This is a genomic window from Pseudomonas triticicola, assembly GCF_019145375.1.
In the GTDB taxonomy this organism is placed as follows: domain Bacteria; phylum Pseudomonadota; class Gammaproteobacteria; order Pseudomonadales; family Pseudomonadaceae; genus Aquipseudomonas; species Aquipseudomonas triticicola.
Window position 1 is genome coordinate 2,114,355 of record NZ_JAHSTX010000001.1, and the last position, 19,727, is coordinate 2,134,081.

At 60.6% G+C, this 19,727-nt stretch carries 22 protein-coding genes and 1 pseudogene; 6 read left to right on the plus strand and 17 right to left on the minus strand.

The genetic code is table 11. From position 1 onward, the window contains the following. Positions 1-14: 14 nt before the first annotated feature. Entirely contained in the window at positions 15-515 is a 501-nt protein-coding gene (locus tag KVG85_RS09395; RefSeq protein WP_217863667.1) for an anti-virulence regulator CigR family protein, read from the minus strand. A gap of 127 nt (positions 516-642) precedes the next feature. On the opposite strand from KVG85_RS09395, the gene KVG85_RS09400 reads away from it, so the two are divergent. Further along, positions 643-801: a DUF2986 domain-containing protein gene (locus tag KVG85_RS09400; protein WP_024012572.1), complete on the plus strand. Its 159-nt coding sequence runs from the start codon at positions 643-645 to the stop codon at positions 799-801. A gap of 1 nt (position 802) precedes the next feature. Here the strand turns inward: KVG85_RS09400 and KVG85_RS09405 are convergent, their stop codons facing one another. Next, entirely contained in the window at positions 803-2,014 is a 1,212-nt protein-coding gene (locus KVG85_RS09405) for an MFS transporter (protein ID WP_217863668.1), read from the minus strand. A 130-nt stretch (positions 2,015-2,144) separates the two neighbouring features. Between KVG85_RS09405 and KVG85_RS09410 the strand changes: the two genes are divergently transcribed. Then, positions 2,145-3,038: a LysR family transcriptional regulator gene (locus KVG85_RS09410; RefSeq protein ID WP_217863669.1), complete on the plus strand. Its 894-nt coding sequence runs from the start codon at positions 2,145-2,147 to the stop codon at positions 3,036-3,038. A 708-nt stretch (positions 3,039-3,746) separates the two neighbouring features. After that, positions 3,747-4,781 carry a M28 family peptidase gene (locus KVG85_RS09415; RefSeq protein ID WP_225926660.1) on the plus strand — a complete coding sequence of 345 codons (1,035 nt, stop codon included), beginning with the start codon at positions 3,747-3,749 and terminating at the stop codon, positions 4,779-4,781. Positions 4,782-4,835: 54 nt separating this feature from the next. On the opposite strand, the gene KVG85_RS09420 is transcribed toward KVG85_RS09415, so the two are convergent. The 3 genes from KVG85_RS09420 to KVG85_RS09430 are packed head-to-tail and all read right to left on the minus strand — an operon-like array spanning position 4,836 to position 6,723. Then, positions 4,836-5,648 carry a DUF3618 domain-containing protein gene (locus KVG85_RS09420; RefSeq protein ID WP_217863671.1) on the minus strand — a complete coding sequence of 271 codons (813 nt, stop codon included), beginning with the start codon at positions 5,646-5,648 and terminating at the stop codon, positions 4,836-4,838. After that, positions 5,645-6,073: a phage holin family protein gene (locus KVG85_RS09425; protein WP_024012566.1), complete on the minus strand. Its 429-nt coding sequence runs from the start codon at positions 6,071-6,073 to the stop codon at positions 5,645-5,647. The genes KVG85_RS09420 and KVG85_RS09425 overlap by 4 nt, the downstream gene beginning before the upstream one ends. Further along, positions 6,073-6,723: a hypothetical protein gene (locus KVG85_RS09430; RefSeq protein ID WP_217863672.1), complete on the minus strand. Its 651-nt coding sequence runs from the start codon at positions 6,721-6,723 to the stop codon at positions 6,073-6,075. The genes KVG85_RS09425 and KVG85_RS09430 overlap by 1 nt, the downstream gene beginning before the upstream one ends. A 299-nt stretch (positions 6,724-7,022) precedes the next feature. Between KVG85_RS09430 and KVG85_RS09435 the strand changes: the two genes are divergently transcribed. After that, a complete protein-coding gene (locus tag KVG85_RS09435) occupies positions 7,023-8,879 on the plus strand; it encodes an ABC transporter ATP-binding protein (RefSeq protein WP_217863673.1) in 1,857 nt (618 codons plus the stop codon). A 39-nt stretch (positions 8,880-8,918) separates the two neighbouring features. Here the strand turns inward: KVG85_RS09435 and KVG85_RS09440 are convergent, their stop codons facing one another. From KVG85_RS09440 to KVG85_RS09480, 9 genes are all read right to left on the minus strand, one after another. Then, entirely contained in the window at positions 8,919-10,064 is a 1,146-nt protein-coding gene (locus tag KVG85_RS09440) for a sensor histidine kinase (protein ID WP_217863674.1), read from the minus strand. A gap of 169 nt (positions 10,065-10,233) precedes the next feature. Next, positions 10,234-10,668, minus strand: coding sequence for a bleomycin resistance protein (locus KVG85_RS09445; RefSeq protein ID WP_217863675.1), 435 nt, complete (start codon positions 10,666-10,668; stop codon positions 10,234-10,236). A 42-nt stretch (positions 10,669-10,710) separates the two neighbouring features. Then, complete coding sequence (locus tag KVG85_RS09450) at positions 10,711-11,412, minus strand: DUF695 domain-containing protein (protein ID WP_217863676.1); 702 nt, start codon at positions 11,410-11,412, stop codon at positions 10,711-10,713. A 164-nt stretch (positions 11,413-11,576) separates the two neighbouring features. Next, positions 11,577-11,918 (minus strand): antibiotic biosynthesis monooxygenase family protein, encoded by a 342-nt coding sequence (locus tag KVG85_RS09455; RefSeq protein ID WP_217863677.1) that lies wholly within the window; start codon positions 11,916-11,918, stop codon positions 11,577-11,579. Positions 11,919-11,946: 28 nt separating this feature from the next. Continuing rightward, complete coding sequence (locus KVG85_RS09460) at positions 11,947-12,921, minus strand: zinc-dependent alcohol dehydrogenase family protein (protein WP_041480565.1); 975 nt, start codon at positions 12,919-12,921, stop codon at positions 11,947-11,949. A gap of 63 nt (positions 12,922-12,984) precedes the next feature. After that, positions 12,985-13,287 carry an ArsR/SmtB family transcription factor gene (locus tag KVG85_RS09465; RefSeq protein WP_024012559.1) on the minus strand — a complete coding sequence of 101 codons (303 nt, stop codon included), beginning with the start codon at positions 13,285-13,287 and terminating at the stop codon, positions 12,985-12,987. A gap of 107 nt (positions 13,288-13,394) precedes the next feature. Beyond that, positions 13,395-13,793 carry a nuclear transport factor 2 family protein gene (locus tag KVG85_RS09470; protein WP_217863678.1) on the minus strand — a complete coding sequence of 133 codons (399 nt, stop codon included), beginning with the start codon at positions 13,791-13,793 and terminating at the stop codon, positions 13,395-13,397. Positions 13,794-13,842: 49 nt separating this feature from the next. Next, a complete protein-coding gene (locus KVG85_RS09475; RefSeq protein ID WP_217864963.1) occupies positions 13,843-14,439 on the minus strand; it encodes an NADPH-dependent F420 reductase in 597 nt (198 codons plus the stop codon). A 7-nt stretch (positions 14,440-14,446) separates the two neighbouring features. Further along, complete coding sequence (locus KVG85_RS09480; RefSeq protein ID WP_217863679.1) at positions 14,447-15,199, minus strand: 3-oxoacyl-ACP reductase family protein; 753 nt, start codon at positions 15,197-15,199, stop codon at positions 14,447-14,449. Between the two features lie 112 nt (positions 15,200-15,311). On the opposite strand from KVG85_RS09480, the gene KVG85_RS09485 reads away from it, so the two are divergent. Continuing rightward, positions 15,312-16,238 carry a LysR family transcriptional regulator gene (locus KVG85_RS09485; protein ID WP_217863680.1) on the plus strand — a complete coding sequence of 309 codons (927 nt, stop codon included), beginning with the start codon at positions 15,312-15,314 and terminating at the stop codon, positions 16,236-16,238. Positions 16,239-16,406: 168 nt separating this feature from the next. Next, the gene (locus KVG85_RS09490) at positions 16,407-17,366 is read left to right on the plus strand and encodes an EamA family transporter (protein WP_217863681.1); all 960 of its coding nucleotides are present in this window, start codon (positions 16,407-16,409) and stop codon (positions 17,364-17,366) included. 210 nt (positions 17,367-17,576) lie between these two features. Here the strand turns inward: KVG85_RS09490 and KVG85_RS26280 are convergent. From KVG85_RS26280 to KVG85_RS09500, 3 genes and pseudogenes are all read right to left on the minus strand, one after another. Continuing rightward, a pseudogene (locus tag KVG85_RS26280) lies at positions 17,577-17,743 on the minus strand (DUF2931 family protein); the annotation flags it as partial. Between the two features lie 186 nt (positions 17,744-17,929). Continuing rightward, on the minus strand, positions 17,930-18,289 hold the full coding sequence (locus KVG85_RS09495; RefSeq protein ID WP_186569274.1) for a DUF6124 family protein: 360 nt from the start codon (positions 18,287-18,289) through the stop codon (positions 17,930-17,932). Positions 18,290-18,727: 438 nt separating this feature from the next. Next, positions 18,728-19,672: a GlxA family transcriptional regulator gene (locus KVG85_RS09500; protein WP_217863682.1), complete on the minus strand. Its 945-nt coding sequence runs from the start codon at positions 19,670-19,672 to the stop codon at positions 18,728-18,730. Between the last annotated feature and the right edge of the window lie 55 nt (positions 19,673-19,727).

A 19,727-nucleotide genomic window follows, 5' to 3' on the forward strand; every position in this document is an offset into this window, starting at 1 on the left:
TCCTCTTTCAACAATCAATCAAACGCGCCGTTGAGCACCTCGTAGATCAGCCCGGTGGCCAGCGCGACAAGGATCAGGTCGGTGCCCACCTGTTGCCATTCGTAGCCGTCATAGTGCGGCAAATGGCCGAGCATGCGCCCGTCCAGCTTCTTGGCGATACCCGGCGGCAGCGGTTTGCCCCGCGCCAGATTCTTTTGAATACCTGGCGGCAGCGGCGGCCCCGGATTCCAGTATTCGCCGCGATAACCATCGATGATGCCGAGAATATTGCCGCGATCAACGCTCGGACCACCGCCGCGATTGCCAGAGGATTGCTGGCCCTTGTTGCCATTGCCTAGGCCGCCCCCGCCCTGTTTGCCGTGATCCTGCATGTTTTGCGGTTTGCCCTTGCCGTTGCCCTGGCCGCCCTGACCACCCTGCCCCTTGCCATTGCCGGGGTCAGCCAGTGCCGTCGTGCTGCCGATTACCAGCGCGAGGCAAGACAACGCGGTAATCAATCTGCGAGCTTTTCTCATGTGCGATTCCTTCGGTTGGGGATGCTCTTGAGTATGGGCGAATGTGCTCAGCTTAGTGGATTTCTTCTTGCTGACCACTCGGCCTTGCGTCAGGATTCCCACCCTCTCTACCCCCGATCGAAAAATCATGAATCGCCAAAAGAAGCTGCAGCAGTTGTTCAAGGAAAAGGCCAAGAAGGCCAATGCCAAACTGGCGCCGAAAAAGCCCAAATACATCTGCAAGGCCGACCGCCTGAAGCTGGAAGCCGAAGCTGCGCAGGCGGCGGCCGAAAACAGCGAAAGTTGATTCAGGCCGCCTGCCGCGACGTCAGCCAGGTCATCAGCGCCGCCAGCACCAGCAATGCCGCGCTGGCGAAAAACGTCAGCCGGTAACCGCTGCCGTCGAACAGCAGACCACCGATGGTAGAACCCGAGGCAATCGACAACTGCACCACCGCCACCATCAGCCCACCGCCGGCTTCGGCATCGTCGGGCAGCGTGCGCGCCAGCCACGACCACCAGCCCACCGGCGCGGCAGTGGCGATCAATCCCCACAAGCCCAGCAACACGAATGTCGCGACCACTGAACTGCCCATTCCTATGAGCGCCACCGCGATGATCGCCATCAACAGCGGGATGGCGGTCACTACTCTGTACAGACCTGACTTCAGCACCGACCCGATGATCACCGTGCCGATAAACCCGGCCACACCAATGACCAGCAAAATCATCGACAGCACCGAAACGTCGACCCGGGTCACGGTCTCCAGAAACGGTCGCAGGTAGGTGAACAGAACAAACTGGCCCATGAAGAACAGACCTGCGCCGAGCATGCCCAACGCCACCCGGCGGCTTTTGAACAACGCAAAAACATTGGCTGCGCTGGCTTTGCGTGGCGCGGCCGGGAGCGCGGGCAAGCTGATCCATTGCCAGAGCAGCGCAATCAGCGCCACGGGTATCAGGCAGAAAAACGCCCCGCGCCAGCCAATCACGCTGCCCAGATAACTGCCCAGCGGCGCCGCCACGACGGTCGCCAATGCGTTGCCGCCATTAAAAATCGCCAGTGCCTTGGGCACGCTGGCGGAGGGCACCAGACGCATGGCCAACGCTGCCGACATCGACCAGAAGCCGCCGATTACCACGCCGATCAATGCGCGACCGATCATGTACACCGTGTAATTGGGCGCCAGGCCCACCACCAGCCCTGACGCGCACATCAGCGCCGTCAACAGCAGCAACAGGCGCTTGCGATCCATCGAGCCGGCGAGCCTGCTGATCGTCAGGCTGGTCAGCACCGCGAACGCGCCAGAGATGGCAATGCCGTAGCCGGCCAGGCCTTCACTGATGTGCAAGTCCGTAGCCATTGGCGTGAGCAGACTGACCGGCATGAACTCGGAGGCGATCAGCGCGAAAACACACAAGGTCATCGCGAACACACCGCTCCAGTACGCCGGTTGTTCGCCGTCAGTGGACGCTTCCATGGGCTGGGCTGTCGGGGTATCGATTACTTGAGCCGTCATGCGAAAACCTGTCTTGAAGAAAAAATCATCGAGGCCTTCTGCCCCGCTACTCAGGCTGCAAAGCTTGACGGATCGGGCTTAACTTGATTAGTAGCGGTAATCTTCATGTGCTTTTGAGAAAAATTCAGCAATGAGCAATGCCAAAGTCAACGACCTGCAGGCCTTTCTGGCGGTGGCACAGGAGCAAAGCTTCACCAAGGCTGCCGCCCGCCTCGGCGTCACGCCGTCTGCGCTGAGTCATACGGTGCGCGCGCTTGAGCAGCGTCTGGGTATCCGCTTGCTCGCTCGTACGACGCGCAATGTCTCGCCGACCGAGGCGGGCGAACGCTTGATGCACTCAATTGCGCCGCTGTTCGAGCAGATCAGCGCCGAGCTCGAAGCCCTCGGTGAACTGCGCGACAAGCCCAGCGGCACGATCCGCGTTTCCTGCACGGACGATCAGATCGAATTGTGCATCCGGCCGATGCTCGCGAAGTTTTTGCAGGACTATCCGGACATCACCTTGGAGTTTTACGTCGATTACGGATTCACCAATGTGGTCAAGGAACGCTTCGATGCCGGCATTCGTTTGGGCGAGTCGATCAGCAAAGACATGATTGCCGTGCGCATCGGCCCGGACTGGCGCCTGGCCGTGGTGGCCTCGCCAGGTTACTTCGCTCGCCACCCGGCACCCGCCACGCCGCATCAGTTGACGGAGCACACTTGCATCAACATCCGCCACCAACCGGCCGGCGCGATTTACGCCTGGGAGTTTGCGCACAAGGGTCAGGACTTCTGCGTGAAGGTCGATGGGCAGTTGGTGTTCAACAGCATCATGCATGTGCTCAACGCCGCCGTGGATGGCATCGGCGTGGCGTACGTGCCCGAACAATTGGTCGCCCCGTATCTGGCCGACGGGCGACTCGTGGAAGTGCTGGAAGAGTGGTGCCCGACGTTTCAGGGCTATCACCTCTATTACCCCAACAGGCGCCAGAGCTCGGCAGCGTTTGCAGCGTTTGTCGAAGCGCTGAAATACAACCGCTGACAAACGCAACTCTTCAATCCAACTCAAATCCCTGTGGGAGCGAGCCTGCTCGCGAAGGCGTCGGCACGTTCAACCTCATCATCGCCTGACCCAGCGCTATCGCGAGCAAGCTCGCTCCCACAGTGATCCGGGGCAGATCCACGATCTTTGTCGCACCCCAAATCCCCTGTGGGAGCGGGCTTGCCCGCGAAGGCGTCGGCACGTTCAACATCATCATCGCCTGACCCAGCGCTTTCGCGAGCAAGCTCGCTCCCACAATGGTCCGGGGCAAGGCCACAATCTTCAGCGCAACCCAAATCCCTGTGGGAGCGAGCCTGCCCGCGAAGGCGTCGGCACGTTCAACATCATCATCGCCTGACCCAGCGCTTTCGCGAGCAGGCTCGCTCCCACAATGGTCCGGGGCAGATCAGCAATCTTTGTCGCACCCAAATCTTTGTGGGAGCGGGCTTGCCCGCGAAGGCGCCGGTACATTCAACCTCATCATCGCCTGACCCAGCGCTATCGCGAGCAGGCTCGCTGCCACAGGGGATGCAGGTGAATCAGAAGGCCTCAACCCATCTGAATTTTCCCGCCAATCTGCCCCCTAAATTCTGAGCGGTCGATACACGTCCGCCGATGCAAGGAGGGTCAGCATGCATGTCGGATAACCAAAAGCCTTTGCCGCGCAACACAGAGGAATCCACCCAAACACTATTGAGCCGTTTGCTCATGGCACGCGGGCCCGGCGGTCAGGAGGACGAGGTCCGGGCGATCTGCCTGGAAGAACTGCGGCGCCATTGCGACGAGGTCTGGACCGATCGGGCCGGCAATGTCATCGGCCTGCTCAAGGGCCGCGAACCCGATCCGGACGGCGAGCACGCCGTGCGCATCATGGGCCACATGGACGAGATCGCCATGCTGGTCAAACGCGTCGAGCCCGACGGTACGTTGCGGGTGGTTGCCCTCGGCGGTGCGAACCCGGTGAATTTCGGTGTGTGTCCGGTGGATATTCTCGGCGACGCGCAAACCCTGCCCGGCGTGCTCTCATTCGGCTCGATGCACGCCACCACAGGTTCGCCGCAGGGCCAGGATGTGATGAGCGGCGCGGTGGAGTGGAAAGACGTGCACATCATCACCCGCCACGACCCGCAAACCTTGCAAGACATGGGCGTGCGTCCCGGCACCCGCGTCGTGCTCAGCCAGCACTGGCGTACGCCGTTCCGGGTCGGCGATGCCACCGCTGCGCATTTTCTCGATGACCGCGCACCCGTCGTCGCCATGCTCCAGGCCGCCGAGCAACTCAAGCGCAGCCCGACCGAATTGGCGCACGACACCTACTTTGTCTTCACCACCCTCGAGGAAGAAAGCAACGCCGGCGCAATGTACGCCGCTGCGCACCTGCCCGGCGACACCACAATCGCGGTGGAAGTCGGCCCGGTGATGAGCGAGTACGCAACACGATTGGGCGTCGACCCGATCATCGATACCGGCGACCAGAAAGGCTATTACTCGCGCGGCGTGGTCATGGCCTTGGCCGACGCAGCCAAGCGTTGCGGCTTCGATCCACAGTTCGCCCTGCTGGTGGATTTCGCCTCCGACGCCAGCGCGGTGATGAGCTCCGGCATCAGCGCCCAGGCCGGCTGCATCGCAATCCCGACCGAGAATACCCACGGGTTCGAACTGGTCGTGGATGGCGCGATTGAAGCGTGCGCGCAGACGTTGGTCGAATATTTGAAAGGCTTGCAGAATGAGGTATCGACCTGACCCGCAGCCGAATAAAAAGGGAGGCCCATAACAGGCCTCCCTTGCTTCTCACCTTCAAGACGTACCCAGACCCTGTGACAAATCCGAAGACGACGGCCGTGCTGGATCCGGCTTGGTCTCAACCTCGGTTTGTTCAGTGGTTCGAGTCACCGTGTCACGCACGGCCTCGTACCCTTCCTGAGCTTTCTGCTTGGCCTTGTCGACCATGCCCGCGCTGGTACGGCCCATGTAGCGCTGTTCAGTGGACGTAGTCGGCAGCGCCGCGCCGAGCAATGCACCGAGCGCAACCCCAGCGGCAGCCACCATCAGCGGTTGCTCCTTGAGCAGGTGACTGAACTGCTGGCCGAGCACTTGCGAATTACGCGACAGTCGATCACTGGCGTCATGCATCGCATGGCTCAGATTTTCCTTCGCCGCACCGACGTTTTCCCCTAGGTGGCTGGCCTTGCCTTTCAACGACTGGTAGCCGTCCTTCAGCGAGTCAGTAGTCGAGTGCAAATGCGCGCGGGCGCTGTCGATGCCGTCGGCCAAACCATCGGCCCATTCGCCAGCCTTGTCCTGATCCGGCCCGCTGCGATAGGTCGGTTGCGGCACGGGCGGGCGATTCTGGCTCATCATCAGCCAGAGCAGCCCCACGGAAGTCAGCACCGCTGGCACCGGGTTATTGCGCACGCTGGTGCCGAGGTTGGTGAAGAACGTCGAGCCGTTGCTCTGCATCATTCCCCAGGCCTGATCGATCATTTGCCCGGGAGTGAATTTGCTCTCGAGTTGATCGACGATGTTGCCGATGCTGGCGCGTTGCGCATCGATTTCGCGTTCGATCTGCTCCGGGCTTTTTTCCGCTTCGATATCCAGTTCGCTTTTCATGAGACTTTCCTCCGCAGCGCTTCCTGATCCTTGTTCAAGGCGTCGAGAGTGCGATCAGGTTTGAAGTGAGATGGCTCGAATTGTTTCTTCCCGGATTGCAGCATGGCGAAGCCGATGATCATCACCACCACGCCGACGATCAGCGCGGCCAGCCATGGCGCCATGAACATGCTCAGGCCGTACACCGCCGACATCAGCAGAATGATGAAGCCGGCGAGAAACACGATCGCACCACCGGCCACCGCGCCGATGCCCGCCTTCAGCGTGCTGAGGCTGTTCTGCAGTTCGGCTTTGGCCAGTGCCAGTTCCTTGGTGAACAACGCTGGCACTTCACGGGACAGTTGTCGCAACAGACCGACCACCGAAGCGTCATCCGTTTGGCCGAGGGGCCTTGCCCCGCTCAGATCAGATTCATCTCTGTTCATCACAGTTCTCCTTTGGCGTCGGGTGCGTGCGGTACGGAAGCCGCGGCAAAATCAGAGGGGTGATCGCTGTCACTGGGTGAGGTCGGAGTGATGCCGGTGGCCAGTCCCGGATTGGCGTGGCCCGATGGCGGCACTGACGATTCATAGGGTCGCTGCGCACCGTAGTCGGCTGGCGGTGGCGTCGACGTCGTGCCCGCCGCCGGATCATGTTCGGCGCTGACCGTCGCTGCTGCGGCCGTGCCGGCTTTGAGAAACCGCGACAGTCCGAAACCGATGGCAATGCTGCCGGCGATGAACAGGCCCGGATTGCTGCGCGCCAGATCCGCCGCATCGTGCAGCAACTGCTCGGCACTCTTGCCGCGCAAGTTGCCCGCCAGCCCGGTCATGGAATCCGCCATGTCGGTCAGGTAATCGGACATGCCCAGCGTGTCCTTGTCCTGCAACTCCGAGACGAAGCTCTTTGCGCCTTGGGCCAATGCTTCTATCTGTTCGGCCGCAGTGTCGCGGTACTGTCCGAATTGCGCGTCGGCCTGATGCCGCGCGCCGCCAATTGCTTCATTGACGTCGTCCTTCAAATGTTCAAAAGCCTGTCCAGGCTTGCTGTTCGGATCACCTGATTCAAAGCCTGCCCTGCTGTCTTGAGTATTCATGTGGCCCCTCGCGTTCTGACTTGAAAACGGAAAAACGGGACTACACGGCAACATTGCCTCGAGCCCCCACATAGAAGATGACGGAGCAGCTTGCGCGAGAGTTCAAAGAGGTTGATGAGCGTGCGACATCGAGTCTGGTTCAGCGACGAAAGGTTGCGCTTGGCACGATTGCGTTGAGCTTCTGCGCCTGGCTGCGGTCAAGACAAGGCACAAGCATTTATCTGCAACACGACGCTGAAACCCGCAACAACGCCGATAGATGGCAGAATCCCCACACCCTGATCACTTCGGAGACCGCAATGCTTCGCCTGTTTGAAGAAAGGCTCGACCCCTTCCCGCCCGACGAGGCGCCGCCACCGCCAGTCGGCCTGATGCGATTTCTGTGGGCCTGCACCCGGGGTGCGCGCGGCTATATTCTGGCCTTCGCCCTGCTCAGCGCCAGTGTGTCGATCTATGAGGCATGGCTGTTTTCTTTCCTTGGGCAAGTGGTGGATCTGCTCTCGACCTGGCAATCCGGCGGCGCCGCCGGTGATGAGGAAAGCCGCGTGTTGTGGGGCATCGGCATCGTGCTGGTGGTCAGCATCGGCCTGGTGGCGCTGCGCACGATGGTCCAGCACCAGATCCTTGCGATCAATCTGCCGCTGCGCCTGCGCTGGGACTTTCACCGGTTGATGCTGCGGCAAAGTCTGTCGTTCTTCTCCGACGAGTTCTCCGGCCGGGTCACGACCAAGGTCATGCAGACCGCGTTGTCGGTGCGCGAGGTGCTGTTCACCCTGATCGAAATCCTCCCCGGCATTGGCGTGTACTTCATTGCGATCATCGCGCTGGCCGGTGGCTTTGCGCTGAAGCTGATGCTGCCGTTTCTGGCGTGGATCGTTTTGTTCGGGCTGGCGATGGTGTATTTCGTCCCGCGTCTGGGCAAGGTCGGCCAGGAACAGGCCGATGCGCGCTCGTCGATGACCGGGCGGATTGCCGATGCTTACACCAACATCACCACGGTTAAACTGTTCTCGCACTCCAAGCGTGAAGCGCACTTTGCCCGTGCGGCAATGGAAGATTTCAAGCTCACCGGATTCCGCCAGATGCGGCTGGTCAGCCAGTTCGAAATCGTCAATCAGGCGCTGGTGGTGGCGTTGATTCTCGGCGCTGGCGGTTATGCATTGTGGCTGTGGCATCAGGGCGAAGTCGGCACCGGCGCCGTCGCGGCGATCACCGCCATGGCGTTGCGCATCAATGGCATGTCGCACTGGATCATGTGGCAGATGACGTCGCTGTTCGAGAACATCGGTACCGTGCAGGACGGCATGGCCACCCTGACCAGCGGCCCGAAAGTCCAGGACGCGCCGGATGCCAAAGTGCTGGAGCCGGCCGGCGGCGAAGTGGTTTTCGACAATGTCAGCTTCAACTACAACGGCGAACGCCAGGTGCTCGACGGCTTGACCCTGCACATACGCCCCGGCGAAAAAATCGGCCTGGTCGGCCGCTCCGGTGCGGGCAAGTCGACGCTGATCAACCTGCTGCTGCGCTTCTATGACGTTGATCGCGGCGAGATCCGCATCGATGGGCAGAACATCGCCGAGGTCACCCAGGACAGCCTGCGCAGCGTGATTGGCATGGTCACCCAGGACACGTCGCTGTTGCACCGCTCGATCCGCGACAACATCGCCTACGGTCGCCCGGACGCCACCGACGAGGACATCCACCGCGCGGCGGTGAACGCTCAGGCCGATGGTTTTATCAGCCAGTTGAGCGACAAGCAGGGCCACAGCGGCTACGACACGCTGGTCGGCGAACGCGGCATCAAGCTCTCCGGCGGCCAGCGCCAACGCATCGCCATCGCCCGGGTGATGCTGAAGAACGCACCGATCCTGCTGCTCGACGAAGCCACCAGCGCACTGGACTCCGAAGTCGAGGTGGCGATCCAGGAAAGCCTCGATGAAATGATGCAGGGTAAAACCGTGATCGCCATCGCCCACCGCTTGTCGACCATTGCGGCAATGGACCGGCTGATCGTCATGGACGATGGCCGCATCATCGAACAAGGCACCCACGCGCAATTGCTCGAGAAGAACGGTACCTACGCGCGGCTGTGGCAACACCAGAGCGGCGGCTTTCTGGGTGAGGATCGCGGTTTGGTTGAGGTGATGGAGGAGTGATCAGGCTGGAGGGCCGGGGCCGGCCCTCCATCGGTTGGTCTAGATGGTGACGGGGCTTTCGGCATCAATCGGAAGCTTTACGCGAAACACGGTTCCGCCTTCCAGGTCAGAGCTGACTTCGATGGAGCCGGCATGTGAGGCGACGATTTCCGAAGCGATAAACAGGCCCAGACCCAGCCCGGCAACGGGCCCGTGATCAACCACGGAGCGCTGCGAGAACCGCCCCATCGGGTTGAAGATGAACGGCAACACATCTTCCGGAATCGGCTCCCCGCCGTTGTGCACCGTGAACACCGCGCAATCCTCGCGAACGTTCAACTCGACCGTTACCGGAAAATTATTGTCGCCGTGGGTCACCGCATTGCTGATGATGTTGGAAAACACCTGTTCCATCCTGGCGCCATCGAACGCTCCCATCACCGCTTCCGTCGCATCGAACCGCACGTTGGCCTGCGGATGAAAGGCGCGGATTTCCTCGATCACCCGCTCGCACACAGGGCTGAGATCGATCAGGGATTTTTTCACCGGAATCCCCGGCCCCATCTGGCAACGCGTCAGATCCAGCAGGTCGCCCACGATCTGGCTGGCGCGCTGCACGCTGGCGTAGATCTGCCTGGCCACTTTGCCGGTGCGCGGGTCGGTGGCTTCGGTACGACGCAACATATCCGCACCGAGCAGAATCGCCCCCAGCGGCGTGCGCAAGTCATGGCCGAGAATCCCCAGAAACACGTTGCGCGACGCCTCGACGGCGCGCGAGTAGCTGGCAATCGACTCGGCCAGCGCCTGATCGATGGCTTCGTGGAAGCGCGTCATGTCGTCGACATTCACTGATTTGCCATCCTTGACCTGACACAGCCACTGGCTCAGCACACTGGTGCGCAGCGCGCGGTATTCCGACACCATCTGATCGATGGTAAAACCGGCCATCAGCCGCGTCACCGCGTGGGTTTCCGCAGCTGTTTCTTCATCGTCGCGCGGCGCTTGGCCCTGGGCTTTGGCGATTTGTTCGCTCATGGTCTGCTTGGTCCGCAGATCGATGACGATGGCGCGCAACATCTGCTCGGCGTGATCGCGCAGCGCGACGTTATCGAGCTCCACCCCCGGCGTCTCGATGGTGCGGGCGAAATCTTCCCAGGCCTGCAGGATCGGCTCTAGGTTTTCGAGAATGAAATCTGGCAGGCGCATGGCTGTAGTCCGCAGGGGAATCCATCTGCGCCAACAACTGATGCGGCGCAGATTTCGGAAAGGGCAATTCAGGAGTACAGAACGTACGGCTGACGTTATGCAGCCTACCACCAAAGCGCTGGGCTAACGTTGGAGGAAAATCGAGGGGCTGAAGTGTCGCGGGGCTTGCCTACTCCGCGGCCCGGACCGGCCGCTCACCTAATCGCTCAACCAGCCTGACGAGATAACCGTCCGGGTCCTGCACAATGAATTCCCGCTGCCCTGTTTCGACAGTATCTGCCCGATACCAAGTATCGCGGCAGTTGCGAAAGAGAGGAAAACCGGCTTGTTCGAGTCTTTCGAGGACAGCCGCGACCGCGACTACATCTATTTGCAGGTTGATGCCTCGCCCAAAAGGTGTGCTCAGGGGCGCGGTGAGCCACTGGCCAGCCTGCGGGTCGAACTGCTCCAGCATCACCTGCGCGCCGTTCAGATCCAGGTAAGCGAAACCGTCTTCGAGGCGCTGATAGGCCACTTCAAAGCCCAGACAGTTCACCCAGAATGCCAAGCTCTTCGACAGCTCGGTGACCATCAGTTCAGGAACCAGTTTGTTTCGTTCAAGCATGGCGAGAAATCCGTTTCAGAAGCTTATGCAGCGAGGGTTGTTTCACTCCAGACATCGCTTGGGTGTCAATCGAGTTTGCTCGGCATTCTGCACCTCAGCACTGACATCTGCCTGTTTACGGCTGCTGAATTCAATCGGATAAGGCCCGGTCTGCGCCAGAGCTGCCTGCACACGGCTGACAAAGGCCGCGTCGTCCAAGGTGTAGAAAACCCACACCTGACGCTTTCCGCCGGTGACCGTGCACCCCCACTTTGCGAACCCATCCGCCGTTACGGCCGCCTTAATCAGGCGGTCCACCTGCATCATCCGCGTGTACTCCTTTGAACTCGGCAGGAAGCGATCCGACACGTATTTCCAGCTGATGCGAGACTTGTAAGGAAACGCCTGGGTACCCTTGAGATTCAGGTCGGAAGGCATGCGAAAACTCGCTGGCATTGGCTCGTCAGGAAAATCTGACGGTTGGAAATCGCTGTCGCCTGGCACGGCCACTTGTCGTTGCGGATTGTCAGCAGGATCATCACTGAGCAGTATTCTGAGCGCTTCAGCTTGGCGCTCTTTCCGCTCGCTCACGCATTTGGAGTAGGCCGTTGTATGCGCTGGACCGGCATCCAGACAAGGATCGCGCTCTACCGGTTTTGGAGAATGGGAGCGCGTGCAGCCGGTCGTGATCAGGCTTGCCAGCACCAATAAAACAATGGCTGGCCAGATTTCAGGGCGCAGGGAAGCGTGGGGAGTGACTTTCAAGTGGCCTTCCTTGGATGAGCTGCAGTACGAGACATATGGAAAACGGCGCATTTTGCCTGCCACCCCTGCCCCATGAACAGGCCGAAGCGGAATTAATGTGGCAATTCATCACAAGCAGTGCTCGACCAGCCACAGCCGCTTGTGACGAACAGCCATATGCTCCCTCAAATGCCTACGCTGGCACCGTTGTCCGGCATGCCAAAGTCGCTACTCGGAAAAGCACCACCCTCAATGTGGTAGACCTTCGGTTCTGCCGAAAAATAACCCTCCAGCCCGTGCATGAACCGCTGGTGGTCTTCGCTTTCTTCAAACCCCGGCGAGTGATCCTCAAGCGACTGCCAGCGCACGATCAAATTGAATTGCTCGGGGGTTTCAATACCTTGCGCCAGCAAGTGGCCGCCGTATCCCTTGGCGCGGGTCAGCAACGGTTCGACTTCGGCAAATGCGCGTCGAAAGGCTTCAGTCTGTTGCGGGTGAACGGGCAGCACAGCGATCTCGTAAACCATGATGTTTCTCCAAAATCAGTGAGCGGATTCAGACGATGAGCGAAGGCTCAACGGCGATGGCGATTTTTCCCAGCAGACCGTTGTTGGCGCTCTCCAGTCGGGCGTGGGCGAGCGGGATGTCGGCGAGGGAATAGACCGCGCCAACGTGGGGCCGCAACTGGCCGCGCTCGACCAACGCGCTCAATTCATCGAGCTTGCCGCGATTCTGCCGGGTGAAGACGAAGTGGTAGCTGGCGTTCTTGCCCCAGGCCTGGACGAGGTTTTGTGGCTGCGCGATGTCGACGATCGAGACGACGCGGCCAAGCTGGGCGAGCGCGTCGGCACTGCGAGACAGGGTATCGCCGCCGATGGTGTCGAACACCACATCAACGCCATGCCCGGCGGTTTCGCGCATGATCGCTTCGACGTAGTCCTCTTGGGTGTAATCGATCACCACGTCGGCGCCCAGGCTGCGGACGAAGTCGGCGTTGGCCTCGCGCACGGTGGTGAACACTCTGGCGCCCATGGCTTTGGCCACCTGAATCGCCACATGGCCGACCCCGCCGGCGCCGCCGTGGATCAGGATGCTTTCGCCAACGCGAAGCACGGCGCGCACGGTCAGCGCTTCCCAAACCGTACCGCCGACCAGACTCAGACTGGCCGCCTCAAGGTGGCTCAGAGAAGCAGGCTTCCTGGCGATGATGCTTTCGGCTGCGACGTGGTACTCGGCATAACTGCCCTGCCCGTCGAATATCTGCGGGGTGTACCAGACCTCGTCGCCCGGCGCGAAAGCGCTGACGCCCGGCCCGATGGCTTCAACCACGCCCGACACGTCGTGACCGGTAATGGCTGGCAGCGGCACCAGATCGGGATAGTCACCGCGCCGAACCTGATAATCCAGCGGATTGATGGAAGTAGCGTGCACTCGGACCAGCACTTGACCCGCTTGCGGAACCGGTTTTGGAACGTCGCTGAGTTCGAACGAATCAGGACCGCCGAAGGATTTCAAAATCATCGCTTTCATGGCAAAACCTCGTATCGATAAAGAGGGATATCGAGAATTCTCGATATTCTAGAGTAAAAAAATTTACAGCTCTTTCCCTATGATCTCTGCAAGCGCGCTGATAGCAGCCTCATTGCGTTTGTAGTAGGTCCATTGACCGATGCGCCGCACCTCAACCAGCCCCACCCGCTGCAACGTGGCCAGGTAACTCGACACCGTCGACTGCGACAAGCCGATACCTTCCTGGATGCTGCTGACGCAGACACCCTCGACGAGAACGTCACCCTCATCCTGCGGGGGGAAGTTCTTGACGGGATCCTTCAGGCCTTCAAGGATCTTGAGGCGCGTCGGGTTCGAGAGGGCTTTGAAGATTTCGATCAGTTCCATGCGCCGAGGATATCGAGATTTATCGATATGTCAATGCGCGATATTAATCTGATCGGCAGTCGGCGACAGGTGGCAACGGGATCCGATTTGCCACCCTGCCGTGCGGCTCAGCCTTGGGGCGCATCCAGCAACACCCACAACCGCACGATTTTCCCCGCTTTGATTTCTGCCACGTCGACGCCACTGACGACTACCGGCCCAGCGCTCGGGCCCGCATGCCAGCGCAGGTAACCCAAGCCATGATGCCCAACCGCCGGCCCCTCGGGAACAAAAGCGAAGTCCGCCCCGAACTGATCCAGCAACGCACCGGCCACCTCTGAAATCGCCGCCCGCCCGGTGACGATGCCAGCCGGTTCGTACATCGTCGGTGTGCCTGCAAAAAGCTCATGCACCGCCGCAATGCGCTTCTGTGCATCGCGCTCGTTGAACACGCGCTGCAGGTTGGCCCGCAGCAAGGCGTCGTAGTTTTCCACCTCATTGATATTTCGCGAATCTGAGCCAGACATTTTTGAATCCTCGATTGGTATGTGAAACCCGGTTGCCCGGGCTCAGCGGTCAACCATGTTTGACCAGGTTCAAGGCTGGCAGCGGTCCGCCCGGGAACTGTGCAAGCATTCCCTGCTGCACACCGCCCAGGTCGATGCCGTAAAAACCCAGTTGAGTAATCAGCTCTGCAACTTTGGTTTTGCTCGCGGCATCTTCACCGGAATAAAACAGCACACGCCTGCCGCCCTCGGCGGAGGGATCGCTCAGCAGAGCCGCGAGCAGGTGGTTGAAGGCCTTGACCACGTGCGCACCGGGCAGCATCTGCGCCACCACTTGCGAAGACGGCTGGCCGCCCAGATCGAACGGCTTGAACAGTGGTGCCTCGATCGGGTTGTTGGCGTCGATCACGATGCGCCCATCCCAAGGCCCGAGATCGCGTACCGCGTCGGGGATTTTCGACCAGTTCACCGCCAGAAAAACAATGTCCGCCTGACTGGCTTGCTGAGTCGTCACCGCTTGTGCGAGTGGACCCAATTCGTCGACCAAACCGGCAAGGCTCTGCGGCCCACGGCTGTTGGCCAGACTGACCGGCAGGCCTGCGTTGACGAGCAACCGAGCGATGGCGGTGCCGATGGAGCCTGTACCAATGATGCTGATAGTCATGATGCTCTCCTTACGCTGTGAAGCCGCCGTCGACGATTAATTCTGCGCCGGTGACAAACCCTGCCTCTGCACTGGCCAGGTACGCCACCGCGCTGGCAACATCCTTGCCCTCGCCGTACCGCCCCATGGCGATGTTCGGGCGTAGGAAATCCGCAATAGGCCCGTCGGCCGGGTTCATGTCGCTGTCGGTCGGGCCGGGATGGACGGTGTTCACAGTGATGCCGCGCGGCCCAAGATCGCGCACCAGTCCACGACTGAAACCGGTCAGCGCACCTTTGCTCAGGGTGTAGACGGAGGCGGTAGCGAACGCAGCGAATTGCACCATCGAGCTGCCGATGTGAATGATGCGACCGCCCTGCCCCATGTGTTTGAGCGCTTGCTGAGTGGCGACGAAGACGCCGGTCACGTTCACCGCAAGGATGCGTTGAAAGTCCTCGAAGGCGATGTCCTCGGGGGCCCCGAGCAGGCTGATACCAGCGTTGTTGACCAGAATGTCGATCTTGCCAAAACGCTGTGCAACCTCGGCAATCGCTGCACGTACAGCCTCGGGATTGCCCGCATCGGCCGCCAGCGCCACAGCCTGGCCGCCCGCCGCAACGATTTCCTGCACGACCGCTTCGGCGCGATCTGGCGATGCGTTGTAGGTGATAGCGACGGTGGCGCCATCTGCCGCGAGCCGCTTGGCGATTGCTGCGCCGATGCTGCGTGAGCCACCGGTCACGATGGCGATTTTGCCGGTCAGTGGAAGCGTGGAAGTGTTCATGGTCGAGCCTATGGGTGGTTGGAGTTGATGAGGCTATGAGACGCCTTTTGATCTTTCACCAGTAGTGGAAGCCACCTAGAATCACTTTCAATCATTCGTTGAAGGTTCGCAGATGGAAACCTTAGGAAATTTGCTCTCATTCGTGCGCAGCGCCGAGGCGGGAAGCTTCTCTGCCGCCGCGCGGCGTCTGGGCCTGACACCCGCGGCGGTCAGTCGCAATGTCGCGCAACTGGAAGCCAACCTCGGCGTACGCTTGTTTCAGCGCAGCACACGCAAACTCACGCTGACCGAAGCGGGAGAACGCTTTCTGGCCAACGTCGGTTCGGGACTGGAGAGTGTTCAAGCGGCGATTGCCGACGTGGCCGGCAATGCCGGAGAGCCTTCAGGGCTTTTGCGTCTGAGCGCAGCACCCGGTTTCGCCAGGGATTTTCTGTTGCCGCTGATGCCCGAGTTTCTCAAGCAATACCCCGCCGTGACCCCTGAATGGCACGTCGACAATCGCCAGGTCGATCTCATCGCGGACGGGTTTGATGCGGCCATCGGCGGCGGCATCGAACTCGCGCAAGGTGTGGTCGCCAGAGCCATCGCCCCGGCGCATCTGATTCTGGTGGCCTCGCGGGAGTATCTGTCGGGGCGCTTGCGCGTCCAGCGCATTGAAGAGCTGGCGACGCTGGATCATCTGGCCATGCGCTCGGTGCAGACCGGCAAGGTGCGCAGCTGGATGCTGCAAGGGCCCGACGGGCAACGAGCGCCCCTGGAGTTGACGCCGCGCCTGTTGGTCAACGACCCGCAAGCGCTGTGTCAGTGCGCGCGCTTGGGATTAGGGGTTGCGCTGTTGGCGGTTCCGGACGTGCTGCCGTATCTGCAGGACGGCACGCTGGAGAGGGTTCTGCCGGGCTGGCATGTCGATGCGGGGCAGATTTATTTGTACTTTTCCAGCCAGAAACTGTTGCCGGCAAAGACCCGGGCTTTTGTGGATTTTCTGGTCGGTCAGGCTCGACAGGATGGGTGGGCGACTCGACTCGATGCTCGAGCTTAGCCAGCAAGTTATACGACCTCTGAAACTCAAGCAGCATCATGCCCAAGCGGATTATCCAGCCTTTCAAGCTTGCCGCCCCTGCTCGATTACGGTACAAATCGAACAGTTGTACGACAACATAATAAAAACCTGAGCCACCCCGAGTGGCTATCATTTTTGAGATCTGCCATGTCCCGTCCTGAGTTTGCGCCAACCGTCCCCCCGCCCTTCCCCCGTTATCTCGCCGTGATCATTCTGTTGTGCATGGGTTGTGCGTTCGCCGGCAACCACGTCGCGGCACGGGTCGCTTTTGATGATGGCGCAGGCGTGCTGCTGGCAATTCTGATGCGCTCGGGCGGGACCTTGCTGGTGCTGGCCATTCTCGTCCTGTGGCAGCGGCAAAGCCTGCGTCTGCCGACGGGCGCGTGGCGTTGGCAACTGTTGTTGGGCCTGCTGATTACTGCGCAGAGCCTGTGTCTGTACTCCGCTGTCGCGCGGGTCCCGGTCGCTTTGGCGCTGCTGGTGGCCAACGTGTTTCCGATCCTGCTGGCCTTGCTGACCTGGGCGCTGGGCGGCCCACGACCAAGCGCACGCACCGCGATGTTGATGGGCTTGATTCTCGTGGGATTGGTGTTCGTACTGGACGTCCCCGGACGTCTGTCAGACAGCGCGAGCGTCGGCCCGGAATGGCTACTGGGCGTCGCACTCGCCTTCTGCGCCGCGAGCGTATTCGCCTGCGCGCTGTGGATCACCGATCACAAGCTGTCGCAAGTGCGCGGCTCGGTGCGCAGCCTGCTGACCATCTTCATCGTGTTCAGCAGCGTCAACCTGGCCGGCCTGACCGGCGCCCTCCCCGGCGGACTCAACCTCCCCGCCACTTCAACCGGCTGGCTGGCCCTTGCCACGCTTGTCGTGCTCTATGGGACCGGCTTCATTGTGTTGTTCATTTCCGTGCCCCGACTGGACATGCCACGCAACGCCCCGGTGATGAATATCGAACCACTGGCGACGTTGTTGATGGGCTGGATTGTGCTGGATCAAATGCTCAGCAGAGGGCAGATCGTGGGTGGAGTGATTGTGGTGAGCGGGATTGTTTTGCTGACGTATCGCATAGCGCCGGTGAGGGTTGGGGTGAAGGCTGAGGTTTGAGGGGGTGTGGTGGCGGGACTCTTGGTTGGCGAGTCCTGCTTATCGCCCCCGGCTCGATACCGGATCAGCAGAATTGCAGGCTCTCAAGGTCTACCTGGGCATAGCTTCCTATTTCACCCTTGTAGAGATAAATCGCAGTTACCTCCAGCTCCGTTCGTAAAAATTCCGCCAGCGTTCTGAGTCTGGTGCTTGTGGTCATGGCAGGGCGTACATAGATTGCCAGCGTACGAAAATTCGCTTGGGCAGATCTGCGCCAATAACCGGTTTCCCCGTACCTCCCAACCTACCCAACCTACCCAACCGCGCGCGGATTCTTTGTCGTCATTTGGTTCAGCGCCGCTGGCGTTCCCTCCCCCGGCTCGCAGAAACGTTCGACCTTGTTCGTAGCGGTAGTTTTTCGGCGGGTTTGGAACGTAACCACTCAATCCTTGATTCCTTGTTCTGATCCTTGAAGAACGGCCCGAAGGGTGACAGTCGAGGCCGGGTGGTGCAAGCCGTGGCGGTGTGCCAGTCATGGCACAACCGTGGGATGCGACGAGGTTTTGCGCTCGTCGCGTTGCGGGTTATTTGGCTATTTCGACTTTATCCAAAGCCTGATTTACCGCGATTTCGCCGAGCATGACGACCTGGGCGATGCCCAGCAGGGTTTTACGGCGCGGGTTGTCGAGCAGCGCGGCGAAGTCGTAGAGCATGGTGGTGGCCGAGCCGAGGGATTCGCTGGCGTTGGCCAGCAGGGACTCGGTGTCGTATTTCGGGTTGGCGAGGAACATCTGTTCCGGAGTGTTGGTGCTGGCCAGAATTTCGGCGGGGCCGAGGTAGTGATCGAGGGCGCGTTCGGCGGCTTCGTGAAGCTTTTTCGAGGCGCTGGATTCGTAGGGCGATGCGGGGTCGGTGGTTGGGGGATTGGGTGTGACTTTGAACATGGTGAAACTCCTGATTATTCGTCTGGAGCTGCCAACATCACTTGCAGATGATGGGTGGCAGCTGTGTGCGGGTCTGCAAGACCGGGAAATCAGGAACCCGGCAGACCCGAGGGTCTCCCGCACAAAGCCGCCATTGAGCGGACACGAACAAGTGTCCTTTTGGCAGGGCTATGCGACTGATTTCCGACGGGCTTGCAGACCCGATCACTGATGAGCAGTGACAGGAATCAAGTTACGGAGGGAACGGCAGACGCACAAGCCGGCGGATTCTGGCGTAGTCGTAGGGAATGGCGCAAGGCGTTGTAGCCGTTTGCTTGAGGCTGGAGTTACTGTTTAAACGGGCTGAGGGTTTTCTGTTTATGTGGCTGTGAATGGGCTGGCGTCATCGCGAGCAGGCTCGCTCCTTGGTATTGGGACGTTGGTTAACCAACACGAGCCTCACACCATCCGCCGCGAATCCCGCCGCACCGCCTGCGGCGGCACGCCAAAGCCGCGCATGAACACCTCGCGCATGTGCCGGCGGTCACGAAACCCGGTTTCTCTTGCAACCACATCCAGACTGTGACTGCTTTGCTCGATCAGCAAACGCGCTGCTTCCAGCCTTAGGCTCTCTATCGCCTTGGCTGGTGACTGGCCGGTTTCGGCGGTGAACACGCGGGTGAATTGCCGCGGACTCAGGTGCACCACTTCGGCCAGTTCTTCGACGCTCAGCGGGCGATTGAGGTGCTTGCGCGCGTAGTCCAGCGCACTCTGAATGCGGTCGGATTTGGGCGACAGCGAGAGCAGTTCCGAATGCTGCGACTGCCCTCCGGACCTACGCTGATGCATCACCAGTCGATGGGCGACCGAGCGGGCGATTTCGCTGCCCAGATCCTTCTCGACCATACCCAGCGCCATGTCGACACCAGCGGTCATGCCCGCCGATGTCCACACCGGGCCGTCGATGATGAAGATGCGGTCGTCCTCGACATTCACCGAGGGATGCATCCTGCGCAGCGCCGGGGCGAACGCCCAGTGCGTGGTCACGCGGCGGTTATCCAGCACACCGGCCTGCGCCAATACGAACGAGCCGGTGCAGATGCCGGCCACGCGGCGTGCGCCGTCGACGAGCCCGCGCACGCTGTGCAGCACGTCAGCATCGGGCGGTGTCAGCGGTGTCAGCGTGCCAGCCACCAGCCAACTGTCGGCCAGCCCCGCCTGCGTCAGTGGCAACGTATCGACGTGCAAGCCCAGCGAGGAGCTGACGATGCCGCCGGCCTGGGAAAAGTTCTGCACCTTGTACACGGCTTTGCCGGTGACGATGTTGGCGAACTCGAACACCGACTGGGTCGCCAGCGCCATGACCTGAAAACCTTCAGTGAGCAGATAGCCGACTCGATGCATGGTCGCGCTCCGTTTGTTGAATGTCCTGAAACACTACCACATACGTCATTCAGGT